The sequence below is a fragment of the Microbispora sp. NBRC 16548 genome (genome assembly GCF_030268985.1).
GTDB classification, from domain to species: Bacteria; Actinomycetota; Actinomycetes; order Streptosporangiales; family Streptosporangiaceae; genus Microbispora; species Microbispora catharanthi.
Genome location: NZ_BSSF01000007.1, coordinates 100,484 through 113,932, shown reverse-complemented (window position 1 = coordinate 113,932; position 13,449 = coordinate 100,484). Strand labels below are relative to the sequence as shown.

General features: G+C 71.1%; 10 protein-coding genes and 1 pseudogene. 1 reads left to right on the top strand and 10 read right to left on the bottom strand.

The features are described from left to right. Positions 1-97: 97 nt before the first annotated feature. Entirely contained in the window at positions 98-2,131 is a 2,034-nt protein-coding gene (locus QSK36_RS20710) for a cellulose binding domain-containing protein (RefSeq protein WP_285783559.1), read from the top strand. A gap of 398 nt (positions 2,132-2,529) precedes the next feature. On the opposite strand, the gene QSK36_RS43725 is transcribed toward QSK36_RS20710, so the two are convergent. The 10 genes and pseudogenes from QSK36_RS43725 to QSK36_RS20665 all read right to left on the bottom strand — a co-directional run bounded on the left by QSK36_RS43725 (position 2,530) and on the right by QSK36_RS20665 (position 13,290). Next, complete coding sequence (locus tag QSK36_RS43725; protein WP_502883328.1) at positions 2,530-2,670, bottom strand: transposase; 141 nt, start codon at positions 2,668-2,670, stop codon at positions 2,530-2,532. Between the two features lie 17 nt (positions 2,671-2,687). Next, positions 2,688-2,810 (bottom strand): annotated as a pseudogene (locus QSK36_RS43720) (hypothetical protein); the annotation flags it as partial. Positions 2,811-2,974: 164 nt separating this feature from the next. Next, positions 2,975-4,210 carry a serine/threonine-protein kinase gene (locus QSK36_RS20700; protein ID WP_285783558.1) on the bottom strand — a complete coding sequence of 412 codons (1,236 nt, stop codon included), beginning with the start codon at positions 4,208-4,210 and terminating at the stop codon, positions 2,975-2,977. 72 nt (positions 4,211-4,282) lie between these two features. After that, the gene (locus QSK36_RS20695) at positions 4,283-6,208 is read right to left on the bottom strand and encodes a serine/threonine-protein kinase (RefSeq protein WP_285783557.1); all 1,926 of its coding nucleotides are present in this window, start codon (positions 6,206-6,208) and stop codon (positions 4,283-4,285) included. Positions 6,209-6,219: 11 nt separating this feature from the next. Continuing rightward, complete coding sequence (locus QSK36_RS20690; protein ID WP_285783556.1) at positions 6,220-8,568, bottom strand: serine/threonine-protein kinase; 2,349 nt, start codon at positions 8,566-8,568, stop codon at positions 6,220-6,222. A 106-nt stretch (positions 8,569-8,674) separates the two neighbouring features. Continuing rightward, positions 8,675-9,190: a YbaK/EbsC family protein gene (locus tag QSK36_RS20685; RefSeq protein ID WP_182899638.1), complete on the bottom strand. Its 516-nt coding sequence runs from the start codon at positions 9,188-9,190 to the stop codon at positions 8,675-8,677. Continuing rightward, complete coding sequence (locus QSK36_RS20680) at positions 9,191-10,774, bottom strand: flavin monoamine oxidase family protein (RefSeq protein WP_352240631.1); 1,584 nt, start codon at positions 10,772-10,774, stop codon at positions 9,191-9,193. 84 nt (positions 10,775-10,858) lie between these two features. After that, positions 10,859-11,713 carry a M55 family metallopeptidase gene (locus QSK36_RS20675; protein ID WP_285783555.1) on the bottom strand — a complete coding sequence of 285 codons (855 nt, stop codon included), beginning with the start codon at positions 11,711-11,713 and terminating at the stop codon, positions 10,859-10,861. Further along, positions 11,698-12,924 (bottom strand): DUF6395 domain-containing protein, encoded by a 1,227-nt coding sequence (locus tag QSK36_RS20670; protein ID WP_183540620.1) that lies wholly within the window; start codon positions 12,922-12,924, stop codon positions 11,698-11,700. Before QSK36_RS20670 ends, QSK36_RS20675 begins: the two co-directional genes overlap by 16 nt. 6 nt (positions 12,925-12,930) lie before the next feature. Then, entirely contained in the window at positions 12,931-13,290 is a 360-nt protein-coding gene (locus QSK36_RS20665; RefSeq protein WP_285783554.1) for a hypothetical protein, read from the bottom strand. Positions 13,291-13,449 lie beyond the last annotated feature (159 nt).

Genomic DNA, 13,449 nt, shown 5'->3' with positions numbered 1-13,449 from the left:
TCCGCTGGGATCAGCCCCTTTCGAGAGGAGGTGATCGACTACCGGTCGTGATGCGAGTCGCTCAGCATTCCATGCCCTCCCACAACAAGGAATCCCCGTGAAGATCAAACCTCTGGCGAAGCTATTAATCAGCACACTGCTTGCCGTTGGCGTTGGCGTCGGGACGACCGCCCTGGTGACGCCGGAGTACGGCGCGATTGCGGCGACCGGCCCGGCCGGCAACGACTCGGCCGGCCTGGCAGCCGGCGGCTGCGTCGCCGATCCCACGCTGCCGGGCGCCACGAAGAGTTCCCTCTACACCGTCACGGCGGACGGCTCCCCGCTGTTCGTCGAGAAGATGACCAAGTTCGCTCCCGAGATGCAGGTGCACTACGCGCACTGCTCGATGGCGGCAGCGGGCACCGCCAGGTTCTCCGTCACCGTCGCCCAAAGCTTCAGCTCGTACACCGTCAGCCCCAAGAGCCGGAAGCTGGCGGTCACCAGAAGCGGCAACACCATCACCTTCGACAGCGGCCCGAACTACTTGATCGTCCAGTTCGACTCCGCAGAGCTGCTGTTCATCCTCATTGACGCACCCGAGTCCGATCCGCCGCACCTGGGGGACGCCAACGTCAAGAGCCTGGCTGACTACGGGGTCGACAACACCGGGGGGACACTCGTCACGGCCAAGATCCAAAGTGCCATCAACGCCGCGTCGGGAGCGACCCGCAATATCCTGTACGTGCCGGCGGGCAAGTACCTGGTCGGCGAGCTCTGGCTGAAAAGCAACATGACGTTGTATCTGGCCGCCGGTGCGGTCCTCTACGGCTCGAACAACAAGGCGGACTTCAACACCGGCAGCGGCGGGGTGAACATCGAGGGCATGCAGCACGCCTCCCTGCGGGTGTACCAGGTCAGTAACGCGAAGCTGCTGGGCCGCGGTGTCATCGACGGTAACGGGAAGTCGCTGCGGGCGCAGGGCCTGAATCTGGCGTTGCTGAAGATCGAGCAGAGCTCGAACATCCAGGTCGACGGCCCGATCGTCCGTGACTCCAGCTACTGGAACACGCTCATCTACCGTAGCGACAAGGTCACCATCAAGAACTACAAGCTGATCAACTGTCGGCCCACGACGGGTTACAACAACACCGACGGTGTGGATTTCGACGAGTCGACCAACGGCCTGTTGTCCAACGCCTTCCTCTACACCGGTGACGACAACATGGCGACCAAGAACGAGGACACCACCGCCGGTGCGATCGACACCAAGAACGTCGTCCACGAGCATGTCGTCTGCTACAGCAATTCCGGCTGCGCGAAGATCGGCACCAAGACGGAAGGGCGGTCGATGGACGGGGTCGCGTTCCGTGACATCGACGTGGTGAAGGCGGGACGCTCGATGGTGATCGACGCGGTCGACACGGCCGTTGTTTCGAACACCCGGTGGGAGAACATCAGGGTGGAGAACACCGACAGCCTGATCGACCTGCAGGAGGACCGGCCGCCTTCCTGGCGAACCGTGAAGAACACCGCGACGATCCGCGACGCCTACTTCACCAACGTCTCCTCCGACGTGAAGAAGGTCGTCAACCTGCACGGTCGTTCGTCGACCGTGAACATCAACGGCGTACATTTCACCAACTTCACCGTCCAGGGCAAACCCGTCACCAGTTCGACCGACGCGGACGCGAGCTGGAACATCAACCCCTACGTCTCCAACATCACCTTCTCCACGGCCCCGACCCCCTCGCCCTCGCCCTCGCCGACTCCCACGCCCTCGCCCTCGCCGACCCCCACGCCGTCGCCGACCCCCACGCCGTCGCCGAGCCAGTCCGGCGCCTGCGAGGTGGGCTACACGATGAACTCCTGGAACGACGGGTTCACCGCCAGCATCCACATCACCAACCGTGGCACATCAACGATCAACGGTTGGACCTTGGCGTTCACACTTCCTGGCGGGCAGACCATCACCAACGGCTGGAACGCCACCTACACCGGCTCCAGCGGTCAGATCTCCGCGCGCAACGTCTCGTACAACGAGACGCTGGCAGCAGGCGGATCCACCGACATCGGCTTCCAGGCCACCCATACCGGCAATACCGGCAAGCCTGACCATTTCGCCCTCAACGGCGTCAGCTGCGCCATTTCCTGACGGAAACCTCGGGTCACCGGTGGGACCTCGGCCTGCCCTGCGGCAGGCCGAGGTCCCACCGGCCCACCACGCAAGCTCCGGCCTACAGCCCTTGGTTGACGGCAGAATGCCGATGAACATCCTGGAGAACTTTCCCGGGGGAGTCCGAGCGGCGCCGTCCGGCAGCAGTTCACCCGCGTACTGGATATGATCGGCGAACGGTTCCCACTCCGCCGAACACCTCGACGACGCCCGCTCCCCGCACACGCGGACAGTCCTCCTCGGGGCCGGCCAAGCGCCTGCCGCCTTTGCGACTGCTTGGTATCGATCGTCCCGCCGTCGTCCCCCCTTTTCGCGCCCCGGCCGCGAGAGCACCCCGGTCGCCGCGACCACCTCACCCACAGCCTCAAACAGGCGGTTCAGCCTACGAGAGCGGCCAGCCGCCGCCGGAAATAGGTCAGCAGCGACGGATCGAACGCGGTGTCATACAGTCCCAGCCCGCAGGCCGCCTTCCAGCGCAGGTCACACCGCAACGCCTGCACGGTGTCCGCGTCCGACAGCCGTGCAGCGTCTGCAGCACCACCGCAGCCGCCAGAACCTGCGGCGGCATGCTTGGCCGCCCGTTGCGGGAGGGATACATGTCCGCGAACAGCCCTCCGGGAAACAGCGCCTGGCGATGCTCGGCCAAGAATGCGAACACGCTCCCTGCCGGGATCAGCTCCCGGCAGGTCTGCCACACATCCGGCCCAACCACTTCCCCAGCCCATTCACCTTGCACTGTGACCTCATCCCGCGAAGAACGAGGCCAGAACGCAAGATCTTCAGTGGCCTCCTAGGGCCTGTATCCAAAGTCCGCTGTGGCGTTCAGCTCGCGAACACGAGCATGACGAGCAGGAACAGGACGGTGCCGACGGCCATGAGGAGCGTCACCGTGCTGAACAGCGTGCTGAGCAGCGCCCACACCGCGACGGCCCCGACGCCGCCCGCGAGGTCCACCACGAGCCGCCGCCTCGACTTTCCCAGCAGCCCGAACCCCGCATCCACGAGCAGGGCGATGCCGTAGAGCACCAGCAGGAGAAGCGACACCTCGGGCAGGTTGGCGCGCGCCGCGGCGGCGAACAGGCCGACGACCACCGCGGAGCCGATCACCCAGCGGCGGTGCAGCTTCTCCCGATGCGCGGCGCGCGGGTCGTCCACCTCTCCCCGCCGGGTTCCGCGCGAGGGCCGGCTCCGCCGCCGATCGCCGGGCCGCCACTGCTGGGTGGGCGCCTCAGACAGCGCGGGCCGCGACGGCTCGATCCCGTCCAGCACCGGCGCGGCCTCCTTGAGGAGCCCGGCCAGCTCGGCCGTCGCCGGGCGATCCGCCGGATCGGCGCTCAGGCACCGCTCCACGATCGGGGCGAGCCAGGACGGCACGCCCGACAGGTCGGGCTCGCGGTGGACGACCCGGTAGGCGATCGCCGCGGCCGGCCCGGTTCCGTACGGCTGCCGCCCCGACGCGGCGAATGCCAGCGTCGCCCCCCAGGCGAACACGTCGGCCTCCGGCCCGGCCTCCCGGCCTTCCAGCACCTCGGGAGCCAGGTAGCCGGGCGTGCCGACGACCGCGCCCGAGGCGGTGACCGAGGCCGACTCCAGCGCGCAGGCGATGCCGAAGTCGATCACGTACGGCTCGCGCTCGGAGACGATCACGTTGGCCGGCTTGAGGTCGCGGTGGACCACCTCTGCCGCGTGGACGGACTCCAGCGCCTCCGCCAGCCCCAGGGCGAGCCGCAGCAGGTCGGCCCCCGCGACCGGCCCGTCGTTGGCCACGACCGTGCTGAGCGGCCTGCCCTGGACGTACCGCGTGACGATGTAGGGCCGCTCCCCCGACAGGGAGGCGTCCAGCACCTCGGCGACGTGGGCCCCGCGAACCCGGCGCATGGTCTCCACCTCGCGGGCGAGGCGGGTGATGGCGAACCCGTCGGAGGCGACGTGGGGATGCAGGACCTTCACCGCCACCGTGCGCCCGTCGGGATCGAGCGCGAGGTGGACCTCGCCGAACCCCCCGGAGCCGAGAGCGGAGACCAGACGGTAGGGACCAAGCTGTTCCGGCGTTCCCAAACTGTGTCTCCCGCTTCGCTCGGGGCCTCCGCTTCGCTCGGGGCCTCCCGGTTCACCGAGGGACCGGGGCGGTCAGGTCCAGAAGGTCAGGAAGCCCAGGCCGATCCTGTCCATGATGTCCCCGATCACGCCGCCGATCAGGTTGACGACCGTGTCCTGACCCTTCTGTTTGAGATCCGCGACGATGTGGTCCACCGCCACCGACGGCGGCCGCCAGGGGACCCACGAGGCGTCCGCGGACAGCGCCGTCATGATCGCGAACAGCGCGACCGTGCCGACCGCGATCGTCACGATCATTCCCGCTCCGGGGCTCCGGATCACCGTGCTCAGCGTCCGGGACACCGCCTTGCGGGGGGCCTTCCCACCGGGGAGGAGGAACAGCCCGGCCACGAAGGCGCCCGCGGCGTACGCCGCGGCCGGATCGGGCCTGACCCCGCCGAGGTAGTGGAACCCGCCCCACACGCACATCGCGAACATCACGGCCAGCGGCACCTGCACCACCGTCGCCAGCCCGGCCTTGATCAGCGCCCACGGCGTGCCCAGCACCGCGAGGAGCGGGTCGGCCCCACTGCTGCCCCGCGTGGCCCGGCGGTCGGCGAGGTCGCCGAGCAGGTACTGCCCCACCCGCAGGCACAGCGCCGCCACGACGGCGAACAGGCTCACCACGACCGGCAGCAGGCAGGCCAGCGCCACGAGCGTGGCCAGCAGCAGGGCCGCGAGCACCGGATGCGGGGCCCGGTAGGGGGCCCGCCTCGGCTCGGGCTCGTACGGCGCGGCGGGAGCAGGCGGCGGCGCGACCCGGGGCTCCGGGTAGCCCGCCACCCGCTGGTCGGTGTACGGCTGATACACCGGCGGCTGGTACGGCGGCGGGGGCGGGCCCGCCTGCCCGTGGGGCGGGGCCTGCGGATGCGCCGGAGGCGGCGCGGACACGGGGCGGCGCTGCCTGGGCGCCCGGGGCTCGCGGCGGGGACGCTCCGGCTCCACGTAGTTCACCGGCGGCAGCAGGTCGGAGTAGCTGTCGTCGCCGGCCGGCAACATGCTGGTCCGGCTCCCGTTGGCGCCGTTCACCGGGCCGCCCCCGTTCACCGGGCCGCCCGCGTTCCCCCTCGCCGGCTCGTCGAGCACGCGCGTGCCGTCCAGGATCCGCGTCCCGCCGTCGCGCGGCGGCTCGTGAGCGGTCTCCTGGAGCACGGTGACCGAGGGATCGAGCGAACGGGTGAGCCGGAGCAGCGACGCGGCCGTGGGACGCGACGTGGCCTCGGGCGCCAGGGCGACGCGGAGCCAGCCCCGCAGCCAGGCCGGCGCGAGGTCCACCTGCGCCTTGCCTTCGAGGATGTTGTAACAGACCGACTCGAACGTGCCCGAGCCGAACGGCGCCTTCCCGGTGGCCGCGAAGAAGACCGTGGCCGCCAGCGCGTGCACGTCGGCGGCCTGGGTGATCTCGGTGTCCCGGATGATCTCCGGGGCGAGGTAGCCGGGGGTGCCGACGAACATCCCCGTCTGGGTCAGCCGGGTGGCGTTGACCAGGTGGGCGATGCCGAAGTCGATCACGAGCGGCTCGCCGCCCACGAGCATCACGTTGGCCGGCTTGAGGTCGCGGTGGATGACGTCGGCCGCGTGGATGGCGACCAGGGCCTCGCACATGCCCACCGCGAGCCGGATCACGCCGTCGTCGGTGAGCGACCCGTCCTCCAGCACCGTCTGCTCTAAGGTCCGCCCGGGGGCGTACCGCGTCACGATGTAGGGCGCGGCGCCGGTCAGATCGGCGTCGACGACCTCGGCGACGCGCTTGCTGCGCACCCGCCGCATGGTCTCGACCTCGCGGGTGAGCCGGTCGCGTGCCTTGAGGTCGGTGGCGACGTGTGGGTGCAGGACCTTGACCGCGACCTCGCGCCCCTCCGCGTCCAGGCCGAGATGGACCACCCCCATGCCGCCCTCGCCGAGCTGCCTGAGCAGCCGGTAGGGCCCGATCCTCTCTGGAGCCTCAGTAGCCGACATGTCGTCCCCCGTCACCCGTTCCCCGCCTGGTTACGCAGGTCTTCCAGTCGTTCCAGTAATGACACAACGTCGATTGGGCCCCAGAAGTGCCCTGCTGTCTGTTTACCCAGGAGACTGGAGAGCGCGAGCGCCGCCGTCAGCACCGCGAAGGCGCCGATCCCCCAGGCGAGCCCCTTCGCCGCTCCCTCGCCGGGCACCAGCGAGGCCAGCGTCCGCCGCATCTGCCTGCCCGGGCCCACGACTCCGGGCCCCGCGCAGATCGTCCACAACGCCGTCGCGATCCCCCAGCTCAGCGCCGCGAGCCGGAGCGCGGACGTGCCGCCGAGGAGGACGGTGAGCAGCAGCGTCACCGGCAGCCCCAGGATCAGCGCGTACGGCACGAGCGCGATCGTGACGCCGATCGACTTCACGAGCTCCGCCGGACGGCTCAGCACCCGCAGCACGTCGGCCGCCGCGGCGCCCGCGGGACGCCGGGAGTTGAGGTGCGGCTGGGCCAGGTCTGCGGCCCGCAGCAGCACCGCGGCCGGCACGGCCACCAGGCACACCAGCAGCGGCGCCATGACCGCGAGCGACGTCATCACGACGAGCAGCAGCGCGCTCGCCACGCCGTACGCCTTGGAGCGCTGGAACAGCCCCCCGGATGGGAACGGCATGGGCGGCGCGGTCGGCGGCGGCACCCGCACCGTCGGCATGAACGGCGTGGGGTTCGGCTGGTGGATGTGCGGAGTCCGCTCGTAGATATCGGGCGCGTGCCCGAAGAGCGCGTGGTCGCGCGCCGCCACGTCCCCCTGCTCGTAGGACCCGTGCTCGTAGGACCCGTGCTCGTAGGACCCGTGCTCGTAGGACCCGTGCTCGTAGGACCCGTGCTCAACGGACCCGCGCTGAGAGGACCCGGGTTGCGTGAACCCGGGGGACGCCGCGCGTGATCCCGTGGGATCGCCGCTGACGGCCTGGCGCACCTCCTCGGAGGTCACCCGGCGGGTGGGGATGTCGCCCTCCGGGCGCAGCATCGGCGTGGGCCAATCGTCCGGCCGGCCACGCGGCGGGGCGGACGGCCCACCGGTCGTGGGAGCCGGGCCCGACACGGGCGAGCCCGGGAACGCGGACGGACCGGACGGGCCGGTCGGACCGGTCGGACCGGTCGGCGGGGTGCGGGGCGGAGCCATCCGGGTGGGGATGTCGCCCTCCGCCGGGCTTTCCACCGGGCCGTTCCCTGGGCCGTTCCCTGGGCCGTTCGGTGGGGCGGCCGGCCCGAGGCCCGCCCGGCGCAGGTCCTCTCCGGTCACCCGCACCGTCGGGAAGGGGTCGCCGCCCTGGCCCGCCGCAGGCGTCTCGCGCAGCAGTGAGACGAACTCCTCGGCCCGGCCGCCCGGCTGGGACGGCGTGACCGGCGGCGTCGCCACGGGCGCCACCGGCGGGGTGATCGGCGGCATCGGCGACCCGGTCGGCGGCGGGCCGGTGACCGGCCCGCCCGGCCGCCCGGAGCCGGGCGCCTGCTGACCGCCGGTGTCGTCGACGTTGGGCACCGTCGTGATCTCGTCGGGCACGCGGGGCCTGCCGCCCGGCGACTGGGGCATGAGCCGCGCGAGCTGCCGTACGAGCTCGGCCGCGGTCGGCCGCCTGGCCGGGTCGCGGTTGAACGCGGCGCGCAGCATCGGCTGGATCGGCGGAGGGGCGGCCTCGACGTTGGCCCGGCCGGAGGTGATGTTGAAGAAGATCATCTCCAGCGTGCCCTTGCCGAACGGCGGCTGGCCGGTGGCGGCGTACAGCACGGTGCCGGCCCAGGCGTGCACGTCCACCTGCGGCCCGGCCTCGTGGCCCTCGATGATCTCGGGGGCGAGGTAGCCGGGCGTGCCGATGAACATGCCGGTCTGGGTGAGCCGGGTGGCGTCGACCGCCTGGGCGATGCCGAAGTCGATCAGCACCGGCTGGCCGTCCAGCATCAGCACGTTGCCCGGCTTCAGGTCGCGATGGATCACCCCGGCGGCGTGCACGGCGGCGAGGGCCTGGGCCACCCCTACGGCGACCTTGAGCAGGGCGTCGAAGGGCAGCGGGCCGTCGTTCTTGACGATCTCGTCGAGCGGCCGTCCCGGCACGTAGCGGGTGACGATGTACGGCCTGCGCCCCGTGACGTCGGCGTCGACGACCTCCGCGATGTTCGGCCCGCGCACCCGCCGCATGGTCTCGACCTCGCGCGACAGACGCCTGCGCGCGACGTCGTCGCCCGCCACCTCCGAGCGCAGGACCTTGACGGCCACCTGCCTGCCCTGCGGGTCGAGAGCGAGGTGAACCACGCCCATGCCGCCCTCACCGAGCCGCCTCAGCAGCCGGTAGGGGCCCAGTCGGTCGTCCTGATTCATTGCCTAAGCACCATACCGACTAAAAGAACGCCCATGAGTGAACCATCGCGCCACATCTCCGCTCAGCACAACGGAGAAAAGACGCCAACGGTTTCCAGGCAAGCGGTCAAATGGTGAGCGCGAGGACCTCCCCCCGCGTCGCCGCGACCAGCGCCTCGCCGGAAAGCGCCAGCTTGGAGCGGCGGACGCCGCTGCCGATCACCACGAACGGCCGCCGGGTCACGTTTTCGTCAACGAGCACCGGCCAGCCCTCGGGAAGACCGATCGGGGTGATGCCGCCGTACTCCATTGCGGTCAGTTCGACGGCCTCCGCCTGCGGTGCGAATGACGCCTTCCGCGCGTCCAGATGGCGGCGCACGATTCCGTTGACGTCGGCCCGCCCGGTGGCGAGCACCATGACGGCGGCGTACCGCGTCTCCCCGCCCCGTTTGGCGGCGACGATGACGCAGTTGGCCGAGTCCTCCATCGCCACGCCGTACCGCTCGCAGAACGCGGCGGTGTCGGAGAGCGTGGGATCGATCTCGGCCACCTCCACCTTGACGTCGAGACCGGCCACGGCCTTGGCGACGGGATCGGCGAGCAGGTCCGGCCGGTCGGACGCGGGAACCCATTCGAGCGGCATCTAGCCCTCCTTGACGGCGCGCTGGTGCAGTTGGGTGACCACATTACGGGCCGACTCCAGCGCCCCCGCCTGCCAGGCGATGAGGTGCGTGAGCCAGTCGCCCGCGAAGTACACACGGCCGGCCGGCCGCTGCAGGAGCGCGAAGGCGCCCTCGTAGGAGGGCCAGGCGACCCACGCGCCCTCGATGTGCGGCTGCCGCTGCCAGGCGATCGAGACGCTGGACAGCAGTTCCGACCGGTACTTCTCGCCGTGGATCTTCTTGCCCTGGGTGAGCGCCCGCCGCTGCCGCTCCGCGTGGGTGAGACGGGCGTACGCCTCGGCGTCCTCGTCGAGGTTGTAGTAGCCGACCACCAGCCCACGCGTGCCGTGGAAACCGTACGAGGGGTACCAGATGTGCGCGATGTCCAGGTCGGTCTCGGTGATGCCGCCGTAGATGCGTTCGTCGGTCTCCCACCAGCGGCGGCCGTACTCCAGCCCGATCTTCCCGCCCGACACCGGGGTGGGCGTCCGCAGCGCCGCGACGACCCGGGCGTCCAGGTTGCCGGGGATCCGCGCGAGCACGTGCGGCGGCAGCGCCGCGATGCAGAAGTCCGCCTTGGTGGCGCCGCCCGTGTGCTCGACCTCCACGCCGTCGGGCAGGTTGGTGATCTTCTTGACCTCGACCGAGGTGCGGATGCGGTCGCGGCCCACGGCGTCGGCGAGCTTGGCCGCGATCGCGTCCATGCCGCCCACCGGCTGGAACATCGGCATGGCCATCTCGTAGCCGAACGGAAACGTGATCGAGCGGCCGAGCCCGTAACCGAGCACCTCCGACAGGGGCGGCGGCGAGCCCAGCGGCACGCCCGCGCCCGTGCCCGGGTTCACGGAGAACCCTCTGCGCTCCGACCCCGTGTAGGTGTAGGTCCTGCCGATGTCGCCGAACTCCGACAGGAAATGGAGCAGGCGGTTCTTGTCCCCCGCCGTCAGCCGCCGGTTCAGCGCGCCCGCGTTCGTGGCCTTCGCCAGCAGTTCGCTGATGTAGCCGTACGTGTCGGCACGGGCGGTACGCGCCCGGACCGGCGCCTTCATGCCCGTGTTGTAGACGTACGCGCTGGAGTTGTCGTTGACGAACAACTCGATCGGGACGCCCAGCTCCCGGCAGTAATCGAGGGTGACCATCCACTGGGCGATGCGGGCCGGCCCGGCGTTGAAGTAGACGCCCTCCCCGAACCGCGCCTCCTGCGTCGCACCGGACAGCTCGGGCAGCCGGTCGCCGCCGCGCAGCGTGAGGTTGCGCCCGCCGACCCGGTCGCGGGCCTCCAGGACGGTGCAGTCGTAGCCCGCCTTGCCCAGTTCGTACGCGGCGGCCATGCCCGCGATCCCCGCCCCGAGGATCACCACGGAGCCGGCGCCCCTCCCGCTGAGGGCGAAGTCGGAACGGCTCGGCGGCGTGTAGTCCTTCTGCTGGTCGTCGGGTGCGAGCCCGAGCGCGCCCATCGCCGCGTACATCGCTCCGGCGCCTCCGGCCGCGCCGACGCCCACCAGGAAGGCGCGCCGCGTCAGCGCCCCCGTACGCTCCCGCGTCCCGCGGTCACTGCTAGCCACCCTGCCTGCCTTCGTCGTTGGGGGAACCGGCTTCGGCCGTGATCGGGGTGGACCGGCGTCAGCCGTGCTGGGGGAAGAACGGCGTCAGCCGTACCGGCCGCTGCCGCAGGCCACCTGGCCGCCGATCATCGAGAAGATGCCGAACAGCCCCATGATCTCGTGGTAGTCGCTCGTGGTGAACTCGGTGTGCCGCGGTCCGGCGAGCCGCACGCCGGGCACGATCGAGCAGGCCGCCGCGATGGCGGTGGAGTTCCACTCGACGCCCAGCGTGTACGGCGGCTCGACCACGTAAGGCCGGAAGTCCGCCAGCCTGCCCAGGGCGCGGGCCGTGCCCTCGCGGATGCGCCGCCAGGCGACGGCCGGGGGCAGCAGCTCGGCGGAGAACTTGTCGATGCCCTTCTTCACGGCGACCGTCTCGACCTCGCCGAGCAGCTCCCTGGCCTCCTCGCACACCGCCTCGTCGCCGGCGACGAGCGCGACCGGCACGCCCATCGAGCCGGCGAAGCCCGCCACCAGCCGGGTCTCGCCGCAGATCTCGCCGTTCAGGTAGACGTTCTGGATCTCCTTGCCCATCCACGTGTGGTTGAGCACCCCGTGCGGCACGCCGGCCCGGGCGTGGTAGCCGGCGAAGCAGGCGGCGGCCATGTCGGGGATGAGGCCCTGCCCCATGCGGTGCGGTTTGCCCGGGCCCCTGATCAGCGTGGCCCGCTCGTCCAGCAGGTCGATCCTGAGGTTCTTGGTGGACCCGTGGGCGTCGTTGACCAGCACGGACGCGGCGCCCGCGTCGAAGGCGCCCTGGATCACCGCGTTGGCGTCCCCGGTCATCAGCTCACAGCCGCGCTCGTACCCCCGTCCCCCGAGGTGCATCTCCTCGGGATCGGTCAGCCCGGTGACCCCCTCCATGTCCACCGACAGGTAGATCTTCATCGTTCCCCCCATGTCTCCACCCGGAGCGCCTCGTCCTCGGTCATCAGCCCGATGTTTTCACTGACGAAGGCGGCGACCTGCTCGCGCCACGGTTCGGGGACCTCGTCGACGGCCGGCCGGTAGCAGTGGTCCAGCCAGCGAGTGGACTCCTCGGTCGCCTGGAGGTGCTCCGCCGCCTTCGCGAACGGCGTCTGCGCGATGTTCGGCACGCGGGCGCACCCGTACTCGATCATCTCCTGCCCGCCGTACGGCGGCGGTTTCTGCCAGGAGCGGGCAGGAGTGCTCTCGGCGGTCAGGGTGGTGCGCATCGGACGGCGCTCGACCGCGGCCTGGATCAGCTCCTTGTACAGGCACTTGCCGCACAGCCCGCAGGGGCCGTCGCCAGAGCCGCGCAGGCACCAGCGGACGTGCTCACGCAGATCCGACTCCAGGGCGACACGCATCGTCACGGCCTCGCTCACGCCGCCGACGGGAAGCACCATCGGCAGCCCGGCCGCGGCGAACAGCCGTCCCCACTTCCCCTCCTGCGCCCACATGGGGTTGTCCGGGGTGTAGCGGAGGACGTAGCGGTCGCCGCCGAGCCAGCGCGATCCGATCTCGTAGCCGAGCGCGACGCCCCCGAGGTCGAGGTCGTCGGCGAGGAGCAGCGCTCCCACCGTGACGGCGTGGTGCTCGGGAAAGCCGGGCCGGGGACGGCTCAGCAGGAACTCCAGATCCGACTGGGCGATGTGGAGTTCCCGGCCGGTCCGCCGGGCGAGCCGGGCCAGCACGTCCGAGCGGTAGTGCGTCCACCGGTTGGGCACCCGGGGGTGGCTCACCCGCTGGAAGTGCACGAACGGCGCGTCGGGGAACATCGCGGCCACCGCCATCGAGTCCGCGCCCCCGCTGTAGGAGATGGCCAGACGGGTGCCGCTCCTAGCGTCCGCCCCGACCGGCCCGGCGTCCACTCCCCACCCCGTACGCAGCGCCTCGGCGAGCCCGGCGGAGATCGGCCGGTCGAAGGTCACCCGCCGCCTGGTCCACGGCGCGACGACGGTCCACGCGGCGACCGCGAGCAGGTCGGGATGCGGGGACGCGCCGGCGTCCCCGATCCGGACGTGGCAGGAGTTGGTCCGCAGCTCGACGGCCTGGCCGTCGGCGCAGGCCCCCGCGGTCTCGTCCTCCGCGTCGAGCAGGAAGACCAGCCGCCAGACATCCGCGTCACTCGTCCACTGCACTCGCACGACCGGTTACCCCGCCCGCCCGGAAGCGCCGACCCGCGCCGACAGGTCGTCGATCGCCTGCCAGAGGCGCATCTCGCTCTGCAGCAGCGTGTCCACCGCCTGGGCGGTCTCCGTCGCCAGCCGGTGCGCCTCGGCCGCCTTGGGGTCCGCCGTCGCCCTGGGCGCCGCGGGCGGCTTCACAGGGGCCCGACGCAGCCGGTCGACCTCGTCGCGCAGCGCCACGACCTCCCGGCGGAGCATCTGCACCTCCCAGAGGGCGTCCTTCAGGTCCTGCCGGTGGTCGGGCTTGGTGACGTACCGAGAGTCGAGCCGGGACAGCAGCGCCCGGCGCAGCCGTGACAGGCCCAGCACTCGCAACCGCATCATGAGCCGCCACGATAGCGGCATTGTGCATCCTTTCCTGACACAAAGTGCAGAGTTGCTCAGAGCCTGCTGAGAGACGGCCATCCGGCCGGCTCGCCGCACAGAGACACCGGCCAGGGACACCGGACATGGGCGTCGGACGCGACCTCGCCACGCAATACA